The following is a 21779-nucleotide window of genomic DNA, read 5'->3' as shown; positions in this document are numbered from 1 at the left end:
TCTCGTCCTGCCGGAAAGCGGCGCGGCGGACCCTAGGCAGGGCGCTCCGGGGCGTCAAGACCGCGCCACCCCGCCCGGGCGGCTTCCGGCCTTGCTTCGGCGCGCGCTTTCCCGATATTGCCAACGAGCCGCCCGTCCGCGCCGGACGCCCCGGCGGCCAGCACCTCGAGTTCCCATGAAACCGACCTTCTACATCACCACCGCGATCAGCTATCCGAACGGGGCTCCCCACATCGGCCACGCCTACGAGGCGATGGCCACGGATGCGATCGCGCGGTTCATGCGACTCGACGGCCGCGACGTACGCTTCCTCACCGGCACCGACGAGCACGGCATCAAGATGCTGCAGACGGCCCGCCGCGAGGGCCTGACGGCGCGCGAACTCGCCGACCGCAACGCCGCGCTGTTCCAGGAGATGGCCGGCCTGCTCGGACTCTCCAACGACGACTTCATCCGCACCACCGAGCCGCGCCACCATCGTGCCGTGCAGGCGATCTGGGAGGCGATGAAGGCGAACGGCGACATCTACCTCGACAGCTATGCCGGCTGGTACTCGGTGCGCGACGAGGCCTTCTACCAGGAGGGCGAGACCGAAGTGCGCGCCGACGGCGTCCGCTACGGTCCGCAGGGCACGCCCGTCGAGTGGGTCGAGGAGGAGAGCTATTTCTTTCGCCTTTCGGCCTTCCAGGACCGCCTGCTCGCCCTCTACGACGCGCAGCCGGACTTCATCGGCCCCGACGAGCGCCGCAACGAGGTGGTCAGCTTCGTGAAGTCCGGCCTCAAGGACCTCTCGATCTCGCGCACCACCTTCGACTGGGGCATCCCGGTGCCGGGAGACCCGCGCCATGTCATGTACGTCTGGGTCGACGCGCTGACCAACTACATCACCGCGCTCGGCTATCCGGACGTCGAGGGCGACCTGTACCGCTACTGGCCGGCGATCCACGTCATCGGCAAGGACATCGTGCGCTTCCACACGGTGTACTGGCCGGCCTTCCTGATGTCGGCCGGCGTGCCGCTACCGAAGCGCGTCTACGCCCACGGCTTCCTGTTCAACCGTGGCGAGAAGATGTCGAAGTCGGTCGGCAACGTGGTCGGCCCGCGCGAACTGGTCGAGGCCTACGGGCTCGATCCGGTGCGCTACTTCTTCCTGCGCGAGGTACCGTTCGGCTCCGACGGCAACTACAGCCACGAGGCGATCGTCGCGCGCATGAACGCCGACCTCGCCAACGACCTCGGCAACCTCGCGCAGCGCTCGCTGTCGATGATCGCCAAGAACCTCGGCGGCGTGCTGCCGACCCCGGCCGACCTCTCGGACGCCGACCGCGAGATCCTCGCGGCCGCCGACGCGCTCTACGCCACCTGCCGCGACGCGATGGAGAGCCAGCAGATCCACCAGGCGCTCAACGCGATCTGGGCCGTCGTCGCCGACGCCAACCGCTACTTCGCCGCCGAGGCGCCGTGGGCGGTGCGCAAGACCGACGAGATCCGCTTCGGCACCATCCTCTGGGTGACCGCCGAGGTGCTGCGCTCGATTGCAATCCTGGTCCAACCGGTGATGCCGGCTAGCATGGCCAAGCTGCTCGACCTGCTGGCGGTGCCCGACACGGCGCGGGGCTTCGACGCCCTCGGCCGGTCCGGCCGCCTCGCCGGCGGAACGGTGCTGCCGGCGCCGGTCGGCATCTTCCCGCGCCATGTCGAGGCTAAGCCCGAAGAGTGAGCACGCGCGCCTGCGTTGAAATGCGGGCGGGGTGGTGCCATATTGGAGGAGTGGGGCGGGCAGTTCCAGCCGCCCGCCCCTCGATCAGATGACGAAAGTGATGCGGACCGTTACGACCCAGCGGTCCGCATTTTTCGTCAGGCCGATCTCCAGCTTCCATCGCATGCGCGACATGGCCGGACCTCCCGTTCGCGAGACGAGGCCGTCGCCACGGTCCGGGTGGCCCATCCCCCGGATCGCGCCGCTGGATCGGCGCTGCTGCTTGGCTCGCGAACGGAGCAACCTTGCGCTGTAGTGGTTGCAATGTCGAGGGTGCTGCCGGCCCCGTGCATCTTATGGTGGCAAAACGCGAAGACCGCGGCGTCGGGTGACTGCCGCGGTCCGGATCTCGCCGTATCAGGTTCGACGCCTCAGGCGCCGACGATGATCTCGCCCTTGCCGAGGCTCGCCATGTCGCCGCGCCAGCGGCGGGCGTCGAGGGGAACCAGCGCGGCGGCGGCGGCGCCGGCCTCGGTGTGGAGCCACTTGTTCAGGATCTTCAGGAAGGCGTGGTCGTAGTCGCCGGCCGGCACGAAGGTCGGCTCCAGCGCCTCGACCGCGCCCGCGATCAGCGTGCCCCGCTTCATCGAACGGCCGGCGCGCGGGCCGAGGCTGGCGGCGAGGATGGTGCCGCCGACCATGCGGGCGCCCGCGACCGCGCCGGCGGTGCCGACGACGGCGACGACGCCGCGGCGCATGCGGTCGCCGAGATAGTCGCCGGCCGAACCGCCGATCAAGATCAGGCCGCCGGCCATGCCGTGCATGGCGCCGGGGATCGCCGCGGCGGTGGCGTCGGCGGCGTTGCCGGCGACGGCGATGGTGCCGCCGGTCATCGCGGTGCCGGCGTAAGGGCCGCGGAGCGAGCCCTCGACGGTGATGCGGCCGGCCTTCATGGCGCGGCCGCAATACGCACCGACGTCGCCGGTCACGCGGATCTCGCCGCCGGCGAGGCCGCGGCCGAGGTTGTCGAAACGCTCGGAGCCGCCGTCGAACACCAGCACGTCCCCGTCGTCGCCCGAAACGGCGAAGACGTCGCCGACGGCGACGCCGGTCCGCGTGGTGCCGATCGGCAGCGCGGCGATCTCGGCGGCCGATTTGCCGGCGAGCGCCGCGGGCACGAGACCGGAGAGGTCGAGCCGCTCGGGCGGGGTCGCCTTCAGGGTGAGGGTGAGCGGCGCCATCAGACGAGATCCCCGAGGTGGAAGTGGTGCCGGCCGAGGTTGCCGCCGTAGTTGCCGGCGGAGATGCGCTGGATGCCGCGCTCGGGGCCGAAGGCGCAGGCGGCGTGGAGGGCGAGCCGCATCGATTCCTTGATGGCGGCGAAGTCGAGCCCGTCCATCACCAGTTCCAGCACTGCGCCGGTGTCGGCGTCGAGTTGCGAGCCGGGCTCGCCGCGCAGCACCGGCGAGAAGGCGCCGTTGGTCGAGGCGATCAGGCCCTTGTATTTCGAGCCGACCTTGGAGCCCGAACGGACGATACCGCCGGGGAAGGGCAGGATCACGCCCGGCACGGTCGACGCCGCGGCGACGGCGGCCTCGGCGGCTTCCAGCACCTCGGCGTGGCTGCGGCCGAGGATCAGCACGTTGCCGCCGCCGATCGCGCCCTCGGCGAGGCCGGTGTCGTGCTCGACGGTGAACTCGCCGTCCATCACCGGCACGCGCCAGTAGCGCTTGGAGCCGAGCTTCTTGGCGATCTGGTCGCCGTCGCCGAAGAAGCGCAGCGTAGCGCCGAGCTTGAGGCGCTTGCCGCCGTCGATGCCGGAGAAGCAGGCCGAGCCCGGCGAGGTCAGCACGCACTGACCGACGCGGTTCCTGAGCTGCAGCTCGAGACCGGCGCCGTCGAAGCCGAAGATCAGGACGCGCACGCCCGGCCGCCCGTCCGGCGTCTCCTCGGGGGCGAGGAACCGGTCGATACCGGCCTCGCAGCCACAGGCGATCACCGACGTGGCGAAGCCGGTCATGGTGCGGGCGGCGATCTCCGCCCATTTCGCGGTCGGCGCGGTGACGATCACCCCGGTCGCGGCCATGTCGAAGGCCTCGGCGAAGGTGTCGTCGATGCGGACGCCGTTGACGATCAGTTCGCGCATGGCTCGACCTTGAAGATGTCGCGTTCGCCGAAGGCGGCCGCCGGCACCGCGAAGGCGGAGGGGCCGACGCCGAAGCGGTCCGAAATGTAGTCCGCCATCCGGCGGTCCATGATGGGATCGTAGTCGGGCACGAGGATCGAGGTGCGGCCCGCCGTCCAGCCTAGCGCCCGGCCGTCGCGGACGACGAGGTTGCCGTCCTTGAAGACGTAGCGCGCGCCCGTGAACATCGCCGTGCGGTCGGCGAGGTCGTCGTAGACCGCGACGTCGGCGATCGCGCCGGGCTTCAGGTGGCCGCGATCGTGGAGGCCGAGCAGGCGCGCCGGCGCCGCGCGGGTCATGATCGCGACCTCCTCGAGCGTGTACTCGCGGTCGAGCTTGGCGAGGCCGGTGCGCTCGCGCGCCTTCTCCGGCATCGTCTCCAGCCAACGCGCGCGCTCGCCGGCGTCCATCAGCAGATGCAGGATCTGCGGATAGGTGGTGAAGGAGCCGCCGTTCGGGTGGTCGGTCGTCATCAGGACGCGCCAGGGATCCGGCGACAGCAGGAACAGCTCGAGGCCGATCGCCCACTGCAGCGCGTTGACCCAGGTCTTGCGCTTGTAGACCAACGGCACCACGCCGCCGCCCTCCGCGTCGCCGTCGGTCAGCGACCATTTCATCGGCTTGGCATAGGCGGCGCCCTGCCACTGCTTCATCAGGTCGAGCGAGATCGTCACCGTCGGCCCGAACATGACCTGACCGACGTCGCAGGTGATGTTCGGGTGATCGGCGAGCGAGGCCGCGATCTGCTCGGCGCCCGAGATCATCCCGCCCTCGGCGTCCTTGCCGTAGGAATAGAATTGGATGTGGGCGAAATGCATCCGCCGGCCCTCGGCCGCGGCGATGGTGTCCGCGATGGTGTCCGGCGCGCCGGGCATGCCGAGGTTGTTGGCGTGGACGTGGAGCGGATGCGGCACGCCGATCTGGTCGACGGCGGTCAGCAGGCTCTGGACGATCTCGCGCGAGGAGACGCCGTAGTGCGGCACGACGTCGTCGAGATCGAAGGTCCTGAGGCCGGAGTGGAAGGCGGCCGGACCGCCGGCATTGATGACCTTGAGGCCGAGACCCTTGGACTGCTTCAGGAGATAGGCGAGCGAATCGCGCACCGCGTCGCGGCTCTCGCGCGCCCTGAGCAGCGACAGGAAGTGGTCGTCGTTGCCGACCACGGTCAGCGCGCCGCGGTCGATGATCGGGATGTCGGCGAGCTCGAGATGGGTCTGCATCGCCTGGGTCGGCGCCAGCGCCGGCTCGACCACGGTGGTGAAGCCCATCTCGGCGTAGAGCCGCCCGGTCTCCCAACCGGACCACTTGGCCGTGCCGAAGGCGAGGCCGTCGCCGGCGGGGTCTTCGCTGACGTGCAGTTCCGGCAGCAGCAGGCGCGACATCGTCACGTTGCCGCCGGCGATGTGCGAGTGCACGTCGACGGCGCCGGCCATCACGATCCTGCCGGTGCAGTCGTAGGTCTCGTCGGCGGGGCCGAGCGTCGGCGAATCCTCGACGATCCGGCCGTCGACCAGCACGACGTCGCGGACGGTGGTGGCGCCGCCGACGGGATCGACGACGCGCCCGCCCTTGAGGCGGATGATCATGGCTGCCCTCCGGCGATGGCGGCTTCGATGGCCGCGACCACGGCCGCGACGGACGGGAGCGACTGCGGCGCGCGCGGCTCGAGATAGGCGAAGCCGTCGCGGACGGCGTCGGCGAGGACGCCGGCGTGGGTGACGCCGGGCACGCCGACCTCGATGACGACATCGGCGGCGGCGTCGCGGGCGCCGTGGTGGATCAGGGCGACCGTCGGCACGTCGCCGGACCAGGCCGGCAGCGCGGGGCCGAGGGCGCCGATCCAGAGCAGCGCGTCGACCTCGCGGGCGGCGACGGCGCGCTCGACGTCGAAGCGCCAGTCGTCCTGCTCGGGATAGCCGCGGCCGAGGCCGATCGGCAGCCGGTCGCCGGTATTCCAGGCGGCGACGAGGTTGGCGCCGCGGCCGTGGTGGTGCGCCGGGACGGCGAGGGTCGTGAAGCGCGTCTCGGCGTTGAGCTTGCGCACCAGCGCCATCAGGCCGTCGAGGGCGACGTGGTCGAAGTCCGCGGGGTCGTAGACGACGACGCCGAAGGCGGCCGACTTCATCTGCAGCACCGCGGCGTCGAGCGCCGTGGCGTCCGGGCCGTTGCCGAGGTCGCCGACCGGGCGCTCCGAGAGGCGCGCCGACAAGAGGGCGACGAGACGGTCGAGCGGCTGGCCGTCGCCGACGGCGGCGACGTCGCCGTCGAAGGCCATCTGGGCGGGCCGCGCCGCGCCGGTGCCGAGGCAGAGCACGCCGCGGGCGCCGCGCCAGGGGTAGAGGCCGCCGCCGTCGGCGAAGGCGCGGGCGTGGTCGGCGAAGGCGACCGCGCCGGGGCCGGCGAGCACGACGAGGTCGGCGCGGTGGCGCGCCTCGGTCGGCGTGGTCGTCATCACGCCGGTGTCGGCGAGCGTGCGCAGCTCGACGCGGCCGTGGGCGACGGCGGCGTGATCGACCATCGCGCCGATCCGCGCCGCGAGTTTCAACGCGGCCCGGACGCCGTCGACGTCCGTTCCGAGCCCGGCGATCGCCGGCTGTCTCGCCCTGGCGAGCAACGCGGCCGCCCGCCCGACCGCCTCGGCGTCGGGCCCCGTCATCAGATCGGACACGAATCCTCCCGAACCTCGATCCTTCCGTCCACGCTCATGATCGCACCCCGCCGGAGCCGGGTGCAAGCGAGGGCGGGGGTGCGGCAACGTCGCAGCGCCGGGCAGGGGCGGGGCAGGGGGCGGAAAACCGAGCGGGACCAGCGGCCTGTCGTCAGCACGTGGGAGTACGGACCGCCAAGGCCCCGGTACGGCTCACGGCGACCTCACGAGCAGTTGCGGGGCCGGTCGATTGACGGCGGGCGCGCCGGGATGGAGGAGTCCCGTCATCATGACAACACTCTTCTCCCCCCTCGCCCTTCGCGCCCTCATCCTGAAGAACCGCGTCGTCGTGCCGCCGATGTGCCAGTATTCGGCACGCGACGGCATGGCGAACGACTGGCACTTCGCCCACCTCGCCCGTTTCGGCATCGGCGGCTTCGGCCTCGTGATCGCCGAGGCGACCGCGGTGGTGCCGGAGGGCCGGATCACCTACGCCGACCTCGGCCTCTGGAGCGACGCCCACGTCGCCCCGCTCGCCCGCGTCGTCGATTTCCTGCACGGGCAGGGTGCCGCCGCCGGCATCCAGCTCGCCCACGCCGGCCGCAAGGCGGCGACGCCGCTGCCCTGGCGCGGCCGCTTCGACGAGACCGAGGCCGAGAAGGACGCCGCCGGTTTCGTCGACTGGCAGCCGGTCGCGCCGTCCGCCGTCCGTCATTCCGACGCCCCCGGCTTCAAGACGCCGCGCGAACTTTCGCCCGACGAGATCCGTGCCCTGCCGGGCAAATTCGCCGACGCCGCCCGCCGGGCGCTCGCCGCCGGCTTCGACCTCGTCGAGATCCACGCCGCCCACGGCTATCTGCTCAACCAGTTCCTGTCGCCGCTCGCCAACCACCGCCACGACGAATGGGGCGGCAGTCTCGCGAACCGGATGCGGCTGCCGCTGGCGGTGGTCGACGCGGTGCGCGCGGCCTGGCCGGCCGAGCGGCCGCTCTTGGTGCGGATCTCCGCGACCGACGCCCACCCCGACGGCTGGACCGTCGAGGACAGCGTCGTGTTCGCCCGCGAACTGAAGGCGCGCGGCGTCGACGTCGTCCACGTCTCCTCCGGCGGCTTCGACGGCGCGACCATTCGCCCGGCGCCGCTCTATCAGCTGGCACTTTCCGAGCGGATCCGCGCCGAGGCCGAGATCGCCACGGTGGCGGTCGGGCTCGTCACCGAGCCGGCCGACGCGGAACGCATCGTCGCGTCCGGCGCCGCCGATCTGGTGGCGCTCGGCCGCATGGCACTCGACGATCCCAACTGGCCGCTCCACGCCGCCCTGGCGCTCGGTGTTCCCAACGCCTACGGGCTGTGGCCGACGCAGGCGGGCTATGCGGTCCGCAACAAGGATCGTAGCCTGAAGATCCGCGGATTCGCCGCGGAGTGATCCCGAGCGCGCGACGCGCCGACCTCCGGTCGGAGCATCGCGTGCGCGGAGCGCCCGACCGGGCGCCGGCCGGATGGCCGAGACTCTCGAGAACACGGAACGGGGAGGGCGCGGGATGATCGGCGACACCATGCGCGTGCTGGAGCCGGCCGCAGGCGTCCTCGCCTTCTACGACGGCCGCGTCCCGGGCGTGCGCCTGCACGGCCCGGGGCCGAACTGGCTCGACGACGGCGCCTTCGTGCTCGGTACGGCGAGCTACGCGCTCGTCGCCGGCGACGAGGCGGTGGTCTACGACACCCACATGTCGCCGGCCCACGCCGCACTGGTGCGCGCCGACCTGGAGCGGCGCGGGGTGCGGCGCTTCACCGTGGTGCTCAGCCATTGGCACCGCGACCACGTCGCCGGCAACGCCGTCTTCGCCGACTGCGAGATCCTGGCGCTCGACCTCACCGCCGACTTCCTGGCGGCCAACCGCGCGGACTACGAGACCGGCGACCCGCCGATCCGACCGCTGGTGATGCCGACGCGAACCTTCGCCGAAGGGCTCGATCTCTCGCTCGGCGGACGCACGCTCGAACTGCGCCGCTTCGACGTCCACAGCCGCGACGGCCTGGTGATCCGGCTGCCCGACGCCGGCATCCTCTTGGCCGGCGACACGCTCGAGGACACGCTGACCTATGTCGCCGAGCCGACCCGTCTCGACCGCCACCTCGCCGACCTCGACCGCATGGCGGCGTGGCCGGTGGCGCGGATCCTGCCGAACCACGGCGATCCCGACCGCATCGCGGCCGGCGGCTATGGGACGGATTTGATCGACGCAACCAAGCGTTACGTCGAGATCCTGAAGCTCTGCTGCAGCGACGCGGCACTCGCCGCCGCCCCCGTACGAGACCTGCTCGCGCCCGATCTCGCCAGCGGCGCCATCCTCTGGTTCGAGCCCTACGCCGACGTCCACGCCCACAATCTCGCCGCCGTGCTCGCCGCTGAGCGCACCGACGCGCCGTGACCGTCAGGCGACGAGGTCCGCCGGCGTCCCGGCCGCTTCCGCGTCGAAGCGAGCGCGGGCGCGGTTGACGGCGGCGTGGTTGGCGTCGGCCCAGGCGACCAGGGCATCGATCGGCGCCAGCATCGACAGGCCGAGCGCCGAGATGGCGTATTCCACACTCGGCGGCTTGGTCGGGTAGACCGCACGGGTGACGAGCCCGTCGCGCTCCAGCGAGCGCAGCGTTTCGGTCAGCATCCGCTTGGAGATGTCGGGCACCGCCCGCTGCAGCGCACTGAAGCGCCGCGGCTCGTGGCGCAGCGTCGTCAGGATCAGCACCGTCCACTTGTCGCCGAGCTGGTCGAGCACGTCGCGGACCGGGCAGAGGGCGGGCTCGAAACCGAGCTTCTTGCGGATTCGCTCGGCGTCGGCCGGGCTCTGGTTCCCCCGAGGTAACCTGGACACGAAATCATGCCTCCTTCCGCGTCTCTCGAACGGTCTCTAAGTTAGACCACATCTCGCAACGAGACCAGGAGAGAGTCGCCATGTCCGCCACCGAACCCGTCATCCTCGTCACCGGCGCCAGCGGCCAGCTCGGCCGGCTGGTGATTGCCGCGCTGCTCGACAAGGTGGCGTCGTCCCGCATCGTGGCGGGTGTGCGCGATCCCGGCAAGGTCGCGGACCTGGCTGCGAAGGGCGTCGGCGTCCGCGTCGTCGACTACGACCGTCCGGAGACGCTCGCCGCGGCCTTCGCCGGCGTCGACCGGCTGCTGCTCATCTCCTCGAACGAGCTCGGCCGCCGGATGCCGCAGCACAAGGCGACGATCGACGCCGCCAAGGCGGCCGGCGTCGGCCTGATCGCCTACACGAGCATCCTCGGCGCCGCGACGTCGCCCCTGCCGCTGGCGGCCGAGCACGCCGAGACCGAGGCCTATCTCGCCGCCTCGGGCGTTCCGCACGTGTTCCTGCGCAACGGCTGGTACATCGAGAACTACGCCGGTTCGATCGCGCCGGCGCTCGAGCACGGCGCCGTCCTCGGGGCCTCCGGCGACGGCCGCATCTCCGCCGCCGCCCGTGCCGACTACGCCGAGGCCGCCGCTGTCGTGCTGGCCTCGGACGATCAGGCCGGCAAGATCTACGAACTCGGCGGCGACGAGGCCTTCACCATGGCCGAGTGGGCGGCGACGCTCGCCGACCTCTCCGGCAAGCCGGTCGTCTTCAAGAACCTGCCCGAAGCCGATTACAAGGGCTTCCTGGTCTCGGTCGGTCTGCCCGAGGGCTTCGCCGACCTGCTCGCCACGTCGGACACCGGCGCCTCCAAGGGCGGCCTCTACGACGGCGGCAAGGCGCTGTCGACGCTGATCGGCCGGCCGACGACGTCGCTGCGCGCGTCGCTCGCCGCCGCGCTGAAGGGCTGAGCGCGCCGAAGAGCGGCCGCGAACCGGATCCCCGGACGGAAGGCTCCGAGCCGCCCGTCCGGGCTCGTGCCGGTACGAAGACACCCGCGACGGACGTCTCGACCGTCCTCGCAAACGAAAGGGGCGGGCCCCATCAGGCCCGCCCTTCGATCCCGTCAGAACGGGATCTCGTCGTCCATGTCGCCGCCGAAGCCGCTGCCGCCGCCCGAGCCGCCACCGCCGCTCTGCGGGGCCGGCCGGCCGCCGCCACCCGAACGGCCGCCGCCGCCGTAGCCGCCGCGGCCGCCACCGGAGCTCTCCATCGGGCTCGACGAGCCGAAGTCGGAGCCGCCGCCCTCGTATTCGCTCATCTCGCCGCGTCCGCCGCCGCCTTCGCCGCGGCTGCCGAGCAGGGTGAGATCGCCGCGGAAGCGCTGGATCACCACCTCGGTGGTGTAGCGCTCCTGGCCGGACTGGTCCTGCCACTTGCGGGTCTGCAACTGGCCCTCGACGTAGACCGTCGAACCCTTGCGCAGGTACTGCTCGGCGACCCGCGCGAGATTCTCGTTGAAGATGACGACCGAGTGCCACTCGGTCTTCTCCTTGCGCTCGCCGGAGTTCTTGTCGCGCCAGGTCTCGGACGTGGCGATGCGCAGGTTGACCACCGGCTCGCCCGATCCGAGACGCCGCACCTCCGGGTCGCGCCCGAGATTGCCGACCAGGATCACCTTGTTGACGCTGCCAGCCATGGCCGCCGCTCCCTGTCTTTGTCCGCCGCCGCGTCGGCCGCGTACCCGTGCCCACAACATCCGGGGCGCCCTCTGGGTCCCCGGCGGAAAGTCCGCCACCCTACGCCCCGCCCCCGACGGACGGAACCGCGGACGGAAACCCGATCCGGCTGCGTGTCGCTTTATCCACAGCGGGCGCCGAAAAGGGCTGGTGGCTCGTCGTCGTTCTCTCTATGTTCTTGCCACGGGAATTGGCGTCCGGCAAGGCCCTCCTATATTGGCGGATCGGCCCGCATGGCGGGCCACGATCGTCGCGGCTGCTGACAGCGGCTGTCGACGGCGGCGGAGACGATGACCGGCGGTCCGCGCCGGACGCGGGCACCAGGGAACGTCGCGGCGGTGCCGATACGGGCACGGTCGGCGGTTCGGATCGGGACGGACGATGACGGGCAAGAGGACACCGGCCTTCGACACGGCGAAGCGGACGATCGCGATCCGCGGCGCGCGCGAGCACAACCTCAAGAACGTCGACCTCGAACTGCCGCGCGACAGCCTGGTGGTGCTGACCGGCGTGTCGGGGTCGGGCAAGTCGTCGCTCGCCTTCGACACCATCTACGCCGAGGGCCAGCGCCGCTACGTCGAGAGCCTGTCGGCCTACGCCCGCCAGTTCCTCGAGATGATGCAGAAGCCTGATGTCGACCAGATCGACGGGCTTTCGCCGGCGATCTCGATCGAGCAGAAGACCACCTCGCGCAACCCGCGCTCGACGGTCGGCACGGTCACCGAGATCTACGACTACATGCGCCTGTTGTTCGCGCGGGTGGGGGTGCCCTACTCGCCGGCCACCGGCCTGCCGATCGAGAGCCAGACCGTCAGCCAGATGGTCGACCGCACGCTGGAGATCGCCGGGGGCACCCGGCTCTACCTGCTGGCACCGATGATCCGCGGGCGCAAGGGCGAGTACCGCAAGGAACTCGCCGACCTGCAGAAGAAGGGCTTCCAGCGCGTCAAGGTCGACGGCGCCTACCATTCGATCGAAGAAGTGCCCGCGCTCGACAAGAAGCTGAAGCACGACATCGACGTGGTGGTCGACCGCATCGTGGTGCGCGCCGACCTCGCCACCCGCCTCGCCGACAGCTTCGAGACCGCGCTGAAGCTCGCCGACGGCATCGCCGTGCTGGAATACGCCGACGACAAGGAGGAGGACGGCACGCCGAAGCGCGTGGTGTTCTCCGAGAAATTCGCCTGCCCGGTCTCGGGCTTCACGATCCCCGAGATCGAGCCGCGGCTGTTCTCGTTCAACAATCCGTTCGGCGCCTGCCCGAAGTGCGACGGCCTCGGCACCGAGCTGAAGTTCGAGGCCGAACTCGCCGTGCCCGACGACGCCCTGTCGCTGAAGGGCGGGGCGATCGTGCCGTGGGCCAAGACCGGCTCGTCGTCGCCCTATTACGCGCAGACGCTGGAGGCGATCTGCCGGCACTACAAGGTCTCGATGACGACGCCCTGGCGCGACCTGCCCGAGCAGGTGCGCCGGACGATCATGCTCGGCTCGGGCGAAGAGGAGATCACCTTCGTCTACGACGACGGCCTGCGCTCCTACAAGACGTCGAAGCCGTTCGAGGGCGTGCTGGTCAACATCGAACGGCGTTGGAAGGAGACCGATTCCGACTGGGTCCGCGAGGAGCTCGGCCGCTTCCAGTCCGACCATCCCTGCGAGGCCTGCGGCGGTCACCGGCTGAAGCCGGAGGCGCTGGCGGTGAAGATCGCGGGGCTGCACATCGGCGAGGCCACCCGCAAGTCGATCCGCGAAGCGGCGGTGTGGTTCGAGGCGCTGCCCGGCCGGCTGACCGACAAGCAGAACGAGATCGCCGGACGCATCCTCAAGGAGATCCGCGAGCGGCTGCGCTTCCTCAACGACGTCGGCCTCGACTATCTCTCGCTCGCGCGCGGCTCCGGGACGCTGTCCGGCGGCGAGAGCCAGCGCATCCGCCTCGCCAGCCAGATCGGCTCGGGCCTGACCGGCGTGCTCTACGTGCTCGACGAGCCGTCGATCGGCCTGCACCAGCGCGACAACGACCGCCTGATCGAGACGCTCAAGCACCTGCGCGACCTCGGCAACACGGTGCTGGTGGTCGAGCACGACGAGGATGCCATCCTCGCCGCCGACTACGTCGTCGACGTCGGCCCGGGCGCGGGCGTCCACGGCGGACGGATCGTGTCGCAGGGCACGCCGGCCGAGATCATGGCCGACCCGACCTCGCTGACCGGCCAGTATCTCTCCGGCCGGCTCGCCGTGCCGGTGCCGTCCAAGCGCCGCAAGGTCGACCGCAAGAAGCTGATCCGCGTCGTCGGCGCGCGCGCCAACAACCTCAAGAACGTCACCGCCGAGATCCCGATCGGCACCTTCACCTGCGTCACCGGCGTGTCCGGCGGCGGCAAGTCGACCTTCCTGATCGACACCCTGTTCAAGGCGGCGGCGCGCCGGCTCAACGGCGCCCGCGAGCAGGCCGCCGCGCACGACCGCGTCGAGGGCCTCGAATTCCTCGACAAGGTGATCGACATCGACCAGTCGCCGATCGGGCGCACCCCGCGCTCGAACCCGGCCACCTACACCGGCGCCTTCACGCCGATCCGCGAGTGGTTCGCCGGGCTGCCGGAGGCGAAGGCACGCGGCTACCAGCCGGGCCGCTTCTCCTTCAACGTTAAGGGCGGGCGCTGCGAGGCCTGTCAGGGCGACGGCGTCATCAAGATCGAGATGCACTTCCTGCCGGACGTCTACGTCACCTGCGACGTCTGCAAGGGCAAGCGCTACAATCGCGAGACGCTGGAGGTTCAGTTCAAGGGCCGCTCGATCGCCGACGTGCTCGACATGACGGTCGACGAGGCCTGCGGCTTCTTCGAAGCGGTGCCCGGCATCCGCGACAAGATGGTGAGCCTGCGCGAGGTCGGCCTCGGCTACATCAAGGTCGGACAGCAGGCGACCACGCTGTCCGGCGGCGAGGCCCAGCGGGTCAAGCTCGCCAAGGAGCTGTCGCGTCGGGCAACCGGTCGCACGCTCTACATCCTCGACGAGCCGACCACGGGCCTGCATTTCCACGACGTCGCCAAGCTCCTGGAAATGCTCCACGAACTCGCCGACCAGGGCAACACCGTGGTGGTGATCGAGCACAATCTCGAGGTCATCAAGACCGCCGACTGGATCGTCGACCTCGGTCCCGAGGGCGGCGACGGCGGCGGCCGCATCGTCGCGGCGGGGCGGCCGGAGGACCTCGTCAAGGTGCCCGAGAGCTACACCGGCCGCTACCTCAAGGACCTCCTCGGCCGCCGCCCCCAGCGCGCCGCGGCGGAGTAGGGCGGCGCGCGGCACAGCCCGGGCGACGGTGGACGGGGAGGGGCGGCGTGCACGGTCCTCCCGGTCCCCGCGCCGCGTCGCCGTCGTGCCGCCTGCCATTGCCACCGCGTCGCCAGCGGCGCCGCGCGCCGTTGCCTTCGCGCGCCGTCGTCGTCCAGCCGCAGTCTGCCGATCGGCGCGATGGCGCGGGTGCGCAGGTTCGGTGTCGTCGCGGAGTGGCCCGGGCCACGCCCGCCGCCCGCCGGCGGCACCGCCCGGACCTGGACGGAAGGCGCCTCGTACCGCCAGCGCGAGCGCACACCTGCCGCGCACATGCATGTTTCATCTATTCACGTCAGTATGTTATCGAATGTTCGCGAGATCGTCACCGCGGTGTCGGACGAGGCCGACTAGCGTTCCGGCCGTCACGTCCAACGACGACGGGGTGGAGAAATGGCCGCGAACGATCGGCGCGAATTCCTGAAACTGATCGGCAGCGGCGCCTTCGCCGCGTCGATGACCGGCAGCATCGAGCGCGCGCTCGCGATTCCCGCGGAGGTCCGTACCGGCACCATCCGCGACGTCGAGCACATCGTCGTGCTGATGCAGGAGAACCGGTCGTTCGACCACTATTTCGGCACGATGCGCGGCGTCCGCGGCTTCGAGGACCCGCGTCCGGTGCGGCTCTCGACCGGCAAGACCGTGTGGGCGCAGCCCTCGCCGACGGGCGACGTGCTGCCGTTCCGGCCGGATGCGAACTTCGGCGAGAAGTTCCTCGAGGACGTCGCCCACGGCTGGGCCGACGGCCAGATGGCGTGGAACGAGGGCAAGTACGACCAGTGGATCCCCGCCAAGGGCGTGGCGGCGATGACCTACTACCTGCGCAAGGACATCCCCTACCACTTCGCGCTCGCCGACGCCTTCACCGTCTGCGACAACTATTTCTGTTCGCTGATCGGCCCGACCGACCCGAACCGCTACCACATGTTCTCCGGCTGGGTCGGCAACGACGGCAAGGGCGGCGGCCCGGTGATCGACAACGCCGAGGCGGGCTACGACTGGTCGACCTTCCCCGAGCGGCTGCAGAAGGCGGGCATCTCCTGGAAGGTCTACCAGGACGTCGGCGACGGCCTCACCCAGGCCGGCTTCTGGGGCTGGACCGGCGACCCCTACATCGGCAACTACGGCGACAACTCGCTGCTCTACTTCCACCAGTACCAGAACGCGGCCGAGGGCTCGCCGCTCGCCCAGCGCGCCCGCACCGGCACCAACATCAAGGTCGGCGGCACGCTGTTCGACGTCTTCGCCGCCGACGTCAAGGCCGGCCGGCTGCCGAAGGTGTCCTACATCGCCGCGCCGGAAGCCTATTCGGAGCATCCGAACTGGATCCCGAACTACGGCGCCTGGTACATCTCCCAGATCCTCGACATCCTCACCGCCAATCCGGAGGTCTGGGCCAAGACCGTCCTGATCATCAATTACGACGAGAACGGCGGCTTCTACGACCACGTGGTGCCGCCGACCGCGCCGATGTCGCCGGCCCACGGCAAGTCGACGGTGTCGATCGAGAACGAGATCTTCGAGGGTTCGGCCTCCCACCCGGAGAAGGGACCCTACGGCTTCTGCTCGCGCGTGCCGATGCTGGCGATCTCGCCGTGGTCCAAGGGCGGTTGGGTGAACTCGCAGGTGTTCGACCACACCTCGGTGATCCGCTTCATCGAGAAGCGCTTCGAGAAGGATCATCCGGATATCCGCGAGGACAACATCACGCCGTGGCGCCGAGCCGTCGCCGGCGACCTCACCACCGCGTTCGACTTCACCCGCGCCGACTCCAAGGTGCCGCGCCTGCCGTCGACCGCGAAATACGCCCCCGCCGACCGTACCAAGCGCTACGACGACTACCACGCCGTGGTGCCGGCCAAGCAGACGCTGCCGGGCCAGGAGAAGGGCATGCGTCCCGCCCGGCCGCTGCCCTACCGCATCGACGCCGATCTGGTCGCAGAGCCGGCGAAGGGCACGGTCTCGCTCGCCATGCGCAACGCCGGCAGCGGTGTCGCCGCCTTCTTCCACGTCCGCACCGCCGGCGACGTGATCGCCCCGCGCGGCCACACCGTCGGTGCCCGCGCCAAGCTGAACGACGCGCTCGCGCTTGCGGCCGGTTCGACCTACGAGGTCACCGTCCACGGTCCGAACGGCTTCTACCGCGCCCTGCGCGGCAAGATGGCCGTCGCGGCCAAGAGCCTCGCCGTGACCTCGTCGACCGACCACGCCGCCACCGCGGTGACGTTGCAGATCCGCAACACCGGCACGGCCGCCGTGGTCGCCCGGATCGCGAACGTCTACACCGGCAAGGCGACCAACCGGGCGATCGCCCCGGGCAAGAGCGCCGTGGTGCGCGTCTCGGCCAAGGGAAATGCCGGATGGTACGACCTCGTCGTCACCGTCCTCGGTGTCGCCGGCTTCCGCCAGCAGTTCGCCGGCCACGTCGAGAACGGCAAGCCGAGCTACAGCGACCCGGCGATCGGCGCGGCCTGACCGCCGCCGCCGACCGCACCGGAGCCAAGTCGACGCGACCCGGCCGGAACGTTCCGGCCGGGTTTCGCGTTGTCGACCCGTGGCAAAACATCGAACGATGACAAGCAGTTGTTGTTTTGCAATGCAGAAATGACCGCCGAATTCGCATGGCTCGACCGTCGAGATCCGCAGAAGCTGGTATATCTCTCCGTGCATGGCCAGCAGCTCGGACATGCGTCCACGTAGCGGGCGAGACACGGCCCAGACGTCGCTTCCGCCTGACCTCGCCGTCCGTAAGTCTACGGCGGGGCGCCATCTCGCGGCATCCCCTGTGGATCGTGTCGATTTCGACGAAGGTGCGCCTCGACGACTTTCCGTTAACCACTTATTAATCGTTTCGCGACACAGTGTGAATGTGTTCGGGTTCACCTCCCACCCGGTCCGGTTCCTCTCCCCGCCGGCCCCGGGTCGAACCCGAAGAAGCGTCTCTCCTCCCGAGACGTGGTCTAGACCCCGGGTCCCTTCCAACCCGGGGTCTTTTTTCGTCCGCATGGCTCCCGTGCGGCGTCGGCGCCTTGCCTCGACGTCCCGATTTCGCCAAGGTTCGGCCCTATCGAACTTTCGATGACGCCCCTCGCGGCGGCCTCTGCCGCGGTGCGGTAGAGATTCGTTATCCATTGTCGTGTTCCGTTCGTTCACCATGTCCGGTGGAACGGGGCGACCAGATCGACCGTCCCGGCCCTCGGTCGGCATCACGGGAGCTGAGACCAGTCGTGACCCTTCGGCAGACGATCGCCTCGACGACCCATCGCGCCGCGCCGAGCCGCCGCGCCGTGCTGAAGGCCGGCCTCGCCGCCGGGTTCTCCGCCGCGGCCTTCTCGGCCGAGGCGCAGACGCTGATGGCGCAGACCGAGTGGTTCGAGAATTTCGACACCTCCGGTCCGCAGCAGGCGCCGATCCGCTCGGCGCGTCCGACGCTGTCGTCGGCGACCGCCGGCTACACCGAGCAGGCGATCGCCACCTATTCCGACATCGCCGCCCGCGGCGGCTGGAACACCGTGCCCGGCGAGCAGACGCTGAAGATCGGCGTGCGCAGCGGCAACGTGGTCGCCCTGCGCCAACGCCTCGCCGTCACCGGCGACATCTCGGCCAGCGGCGGCAACGCCGACAGCTTCGACACCTTCGTCGACGACGCGGTCCGCCGTTTCCAGCTCCGCCACGGCCTCAACGCCGACGGCGTCGTCGCCGGTGACACGCTGCGCCAACTCAACGTGCCGGTCGACGTCCGGCTGCGCCAGCTCGAGGTCAACCTAGTGCGTGCGCGCACCTTCGCCGGCGACCTCGGCGGCCGCTACGTGATGGTCAACATCCCCGGCGCCGAGATCGAGACCGTCGACGCGGACCTCGTCCATTCCCGCCATCAGGCGGTGGTCGGCAAGATCGACCGCCAGACGCCGCTTCTGGTGTCGAAGATCAACCTGATCAAGTTCAATCCGTTCTGGACGGTCCCGAAGTCCATCATCATCAAGGACCTGATCCCGAAGATGCAGCAGGACTCGGGATACCTGGACCGGCAGAAGATCCACATCTACGACCAGCGCGGCACCGAGCTCGACTGGCGCAACATCAACTGGAACTCGGACGAAGCGGTCAACTACATGTTCCGCCAGGATCCGGGCGACCTCAATTCGATGGGCTCGGTCAAGATCGAGTTCCCCTCGCCGGAAGGCGTCTACATGCACGACACGCCCTCGAAGGGCCTGTTCGGCGAGAACGCGCGCTTCCACTCCTCGGGCTGCGTGCGCGTGCAGAACGTGCGCGAGTACGTGTTCTGGATCCTGAAGAACACCACCGACTGGCCGCAGGAGCGCATCATCCAGGCGATGACCTCGGGCGAGCGCATCGACGCGCCGGTGGCCGATCCGGTGCCGCTCTACTTCCAGTACGTCACCGCCTGGGCGACGCCGGACGGCATCGTCCAGTTCCGCGACGACATCTACCAGCGCGACGGCCTCGAGGTCGCCGCGCAGTGACGGCCGCCCGCCGCGACGCGGCGTGGCCGACGACACGACTTCCAGTGAAGGCCCGCCGGATCCAGCGTGATCCGGCGGGCCTTCGCGTCTCCGGATCGGGGAGGGCGGCGCCATGGCCGGACCGCGGGCCGACGAGATCTACTTCGAGCACACCGTGATCGGCCGGCAGGTCAAGGTCGCGGCGATCGACGGCGCGACGGGGACCGAGGTATCGATCGTCGGGCCGGCGTCGGCCGCGCCGCGCGACCTCGAGGCCTTGGCGCTGCGCAAGCTGCTGGTCCGGCTCGGACGCGGCGACGGCGGCGCGGGCGGACCCGGGGGCGCGGCGCCGGGCGGCGCACGGGGCGGCGGCATTCTCGCCTGAGCGGGCTGCGCCCGCTCGAAACGGAACGTGGCGCGCCGTGGTTCGGCGCGCCCCGTCGGGTCGTCGGTCGTATCGGCGCCGATCAGGGCGTCGGAAGCTTGCCGAGCTTCAGGAAGTAGGTTTCGCCCGAGCTGTCGTCGACGCCGTCGTTGTCGGTCACGACATAAGCATCGCCGGCCGCGTCCACGGTGAAGCCCTCGACCTTGTCGACCACGAAGCCGTGGAAGGCGGCGAGGTCGGGCACGAGGTCGCGGACAGCCGTCTTGGTCACGGTCGGGATCTCGGCGGCGCCGACCGCGGCCGGCACGAGGCCGGCGAGCGACACCGAGGTCAGGGCTTTCAGACGCGCCTTCGGGCCGATCTGGTTGTCGCGCTCGATCAGGACGAGGCGGTCGCCGACCGCGGTGACCTCGGACAGGCCGACCCAGGCGCCCTCGGCGGCGGCGTCGAGCGGGTAGTGCACCACGCCCCAGGCCTTGGTGGCCGGCTTGTAGGACAGCAGCTTGGTGGTGCCCTTCGGATCGGACTCCCAGCCGCGCTGGACCGCGAGCCAGACGGTCTCGTCCGCGCCGGCGCCGGTGGTGGTGACGCCCTCGAAGCCGTAGTTGGTCATGCCGGCGGTGATCTCGGCCGGCAGTTCGATCTCCTCCTCGATCGCGCCCTCGGCGGAGACCTTCAGCAGGAGGTTCTTGAGCTCCTTCTTCGGGTTGCCTTCCGAGGCCAGCCAGAAGCCGCCGCCGTCGCGGGTGGCGATGCCCTCGAGGTCGAGCTTCTCGGCCGGCTTGCCGCCACGGGTGACGGTGAGCGCGCCGGTGATCGTCGCCGGCGTGGTCTTGGCGTCGATCGTCAGGATGCGGCCGGTCGAATAGACCGAGTCGGAGACGGCGTAGAGCTTGCCGGCCTCGGCGTGGTCGGCGGCGAGGCCCGACAGCGCGCCGAACGGGATCGGCAGGCCGTCGGCGGTCTTCGCCGAGTGGATGGTCGGATAGGCCGGGGTGCCCTCCGCGCGGGCGTAGATCATGACGTGGGCGCGCACGCCGCCGTCCTCGACGAGGTCGGTCTCGTTGGCGGTGACGAGGAGGTTGCGCGCGGGGATCGCCAGCACGCCCTCGGGACCGATGCCCGACGGCAGGATCTGGAGGAGTTCGGGCGTGGCGCCGTCGCGGTAGACCGCGACCACCGAGGCGCGTTCGGAGGCGACGAACAGCAGGCGGTCGCCGTCGAAGCTGCCGGCCTCGACGCCCTCGATCTCGATGCCCTTCTTGTTGCGCTTGTCGTTGTAGTGGCCGAGCGCGACCACCTCGTGCTCGAGCGACGCGCCGGATTCGTAGACGACGGTGCCGTCCTTGTTCCAGACGGTGAAGCCGCGGGTGCCGCCCTTCCAGTCGCCCTCGTTGGCGGTGGCGAAGCGGTCGTCGTCGAGCCAGACGACGCCGTCGGGCTCGCGGGCGACGTCCTTCTTCGTGCCCGAGAGGTCGATCACGCCGTCCTTCTCGGTGTCGACTTGCTCGAGCGTCACCGTGCCGGCGGAGAAGTGGTTCACGACCTTGGCGGTGGCCAGGTCGATCACCACGAGGTGGTTGTTCTCCTGCAGCGTCACCACGGCCTCGTTGCGGCCGTTGATCGAGACGAATTCGGGCTCCGGATCCTCCGGCGCGACCGCCGCGAGGCCGGTGACGTCGACCTTGGCGAGGCCGGCGCAGGCCGGCAGGCCGCCGTCGAGCTTCAGCACGGCGACGAAGCCGCCCGGCAGCTGCGGCAGATCGCCCTTGGCGACCTCCTCGTCGCGCTCGTTCTCGATCGCGATCGCCATGTAGGCCTTGTCGGGCGAGACGGCGACGGAGTCCGGCTGGCCGCCGAGGTCGCAGGTGGACTCGACCGTCTTCGAGGCGATGTCTACCACCGCGAGGTGGCCCGACGGCTCGGCCTTGCTCTTCGACGTCACCACGCCGACCAGCGCCTTGCCGCCGACGACCTTGACCGACGTCGGCTCGCCGCCGAGGGCGACGAAGCCGGCGGCCTTCGGCGCGGCGGGATCGGTGATGTCGACGATGCCGACGCCCTGCTGCGGGCTGTCGGTGTAGACCAGCGTGTTGCCGTCGGCGGTCGCGGAGACGATCTCGGCGACCGACGGCTTGCCGCGGGCGTCCTCGGGGAGGTTGTCGGTAACCTCGAAGGTGGCGACGCGGTTGAAGACGGGCGCGGCGCCGGCTGCGATCGCGGTGGTCGACAGCAACGCCAGGGCGAGGGCGCCGCGAAGGGTCGTCCGGGTCATCGGGAGTGTCTCCGGTGGCGGGTGACGAATTGACACGTCCCTTGTTCCGGCGTTCGACGACAGGGCGATGACGGTCGGCGAGCCGCGGATTTCCACGGTCCGGCGCGGGCTTCGCAAATTTGGCTGAAGGCGACCCGCAGCAACATTGAAGCGACAGCGCGCGGGGGCGCTGCTAGCCGTTCGCCATGGCGCAAATGG

At 70.4% G+C, this 21779-nt stretch carries 15 protein-coding genes; 8 read left to right on the top strand and 7 right to left on the bottom strand.

Annotated elements, in window-relative coordinates; genetic code table 11:
* The first annotated feature begins 175 nt into the window (after window positions 1-175).
* Window positions 176-1720, top strand: coding sequence for a methionine--tRNA ligase (metG, locus tag EDD54_RS05010; RefSeq protein WP_126535999.1), 1545 nt, complete (start codon window positions 176-178; stop codon window positions 1718-1720).
* 410 nt (window positions 1721-2130) lie between these two features.
* On the opposite strand, the gene EDD54_RS05005 is transcribed toward metG, so the two are convergent.
* From EDD54_RS05005 to EDD54_RS04990, 4 genes are read right to left on the bottom strand one after another with little or no spacing between them, the layout of a single operon-like run.
* On the bottom strand, window positions 2131-2940 hold the full coding sequence (locus tag EDD54_RS05005) for a formylmethanofuran dehydrogenase subunit C (RefSeq protein WP_126536001.1): 810 nt from the start codon (window positions 2938-2940) through the stop codon (window positions 2131-2133).
* The gene (gene fhcD, locus EDD54_RS05000; protein WP_126536003.1) at window positions 2940-3845 is read right to left on the bottom strand and encodes a formylmethanofuran--tetrahydromethanopterin N-formyltransferase; all 906 of its coding nucleotides are present in this window, start codon (window positions 3843-3845) and stop codon (window positions 2940-2942) included. The genes EDD54_RS05005 and fhcD overlap by 1 nt, the downstream gene beginning before the upstream one ends.
* Entirely contained in the window at window positions 3833-5470 is a 1638-nt protein-coding gene (locus EDD54_RS04995; protein ID WP_126536005.1) for a formylmethanofuran dehydrogenase subunit A, read from the bottom strand. Before EDD54_RS04995 ends, fhcD begins: the two co-directional genes overlap by 13 nt.
* Window positions 5467-6552 carry a molybdopterin-binding domain-containing protein gene (locus EDD54_RS04990; protein WP_126536007.1) on the bottom strand — a complete coding sequence of 362 codons (1086 nt, stop codon included), beginning with the start codon at window positions 6550-6552 and terminating at the stop codon, window positions 5467-5469. The genes EDD54_RS04995 and EDD54_RS04990 overlap by 4 nt, the downstream gene beginning before the upstream one ends.
* Window positions 6553-6820: 268 nt before the next feature.
* Between EDD54_RS04990 and EDD54_RS04985 the strand changes: the two genes are divergently transcribed.
* A complete protein-coding gene (locus EDD54_RS04985; RefSeq protein ID WP_126536009.1) occupies window positions 6821-7957 on the top strand; it encodes an NADH:flavin oxidoreductase/NADH oxidase in 1137 nt (378 codons plus the stop codon).
* 115 nt (window positions 7958-8072) lie between these two features.
* Entirely contained in the window at window positions 8073-8963 is an 891-nt protein-coding gene (locus EDD54_RS04980) for an MBL fold metallo-hydrolase (RefSeq protein WP_126536011.1), read from the top strand.
* A gap of 3 nt (window positions 8964-8966) precedes the next feature.
* Here the strand turns inward: EDD54_RS04980 and EDD54_RS04975 are convergent, their stop codons facing one another.
* A complete protein-coding gene (locus tag EDD54_RS04975) occupies window positions 8967-9404 on the bottom strand; it encodes a winged helix-turn-helix transcriptional regulator (protein ID WP_126536013.1) in 438 nt (145 codons plus the stop codon).
* Window positions 9405-9484: 80 nt separating this feature from the next.
* Between EDD54_RS04975 and EDD54_RS04970 the strand changes: the two genes are divergently transcribed.
* The gene (locus EDD54_RS04970) at window positions 9485-10357 is read left to right on the top strand and encodes an SDR family oxidoreductase (RefSeq protein WP_126536015.1); all 873 of its coding nucleotides are present in this window, start codon (window positions 9485-9487) and stop codon (window positions 10355-10357) included.
* Window positions 10358-10512: 155 nt separating this feature from the next.
* On the opposite strand, the gene ssb is transcribed toward EDD54_RS04970, so the two are convergent.
* Complete coding sequence (gene ssb, locus EDD54_RS04965) at window positions 10513-11085, bottom strand: single-stranded DNA-binding protein (RefSeq protein WP_126536017.1); 573 nt, start codon at window positions 11083-11085, stop codon at window positions 10513-10515.
* Window positions 11086-11506: 421 nt separating this feature from the next.
* Here ssb and uvrA point away from each other — a divergent pair, with 421 nt between their 5' ends.
* From uvrA to EDD54_RS04945, 4 genes are all read left to right on the top strand, one after another.
* The gene (gene uvrA / locus EDD54_RS04960) at window positions 11507-14416 is read left to right on the top strand and encodes an excinuclease ABC subunit UvrA (protein ID WP_126536019.1); all 2910 of its coding nucleotides are present in this window, start codon (window positions 11507-11509) and stop codon (window positions 14414-14416) included.
* 432 nt (window positions 14417-14848) lie between these two features.
* On the top strand, window positions 14849-16930 hold the full coding sequence (locus EDD54_RS04955; protein WP_126536021.1) for a phosphocholine-specific phospholipase C: 2082 nt from the start codon (window positions 14849-14851) through the stop codon (window positions 16928-16930).
* A gap of 752 nt (window positions 16931-17682) precedes the next feature.
* Window positions 17683-18942, top strand: a complete 1260-nt coding sequence (locus EDD54_RS04950) for a L,D-transpeptidase family protein (RefSeq protein WP_245515641.1) — start codon at window positions 17683-17685, stop codon at window positions 18940-18942.
* A gap of 112 nt (window positions 18943-19054) precedes the next feature.
* Window positions 19055-19306, top strand: a complete 252-nt coding sequence (locus tag EDD54_RS04945) for a DUF6898 family protein (RefSeq protein ID WP_208112151.1) — start codon at window positions 19055-19057, stop codon at window positions 19304-19306.
* Between the two features lie 82 nt (window positions 19307-19388).
* Here the strand turns inward: EDD54_RS04945 and EDD54_RS04940 are convergent, their stop codons facing one another.
* Entirely contained in the window at window positions 19389-21581 is a 2193-nt protein-coding gene (locus EDD54_RS04940) for an esterase-like activity of phytase family protein (RefSeq protein WP_126536025.1), read from the bottom strand.
* Between the last annotated feature and the right edge of the window lie 198 nt (window positions 21582-21779).

The organism is Oharaeibacter diazotrophicus (assembly GCF_004362745.1).
GTDB classification, from domain to species: domain Bacteria; phylum Pseudomonadota; class Alphaproteobacteria; order Rhizobiales; family Pleomorphomonadaceae; genus Oharaeibacter; species Oharaeibacter diazotrophicus.
This window is presented reverse-complemented; position numbering and strand designations above follow the sequence as displayed.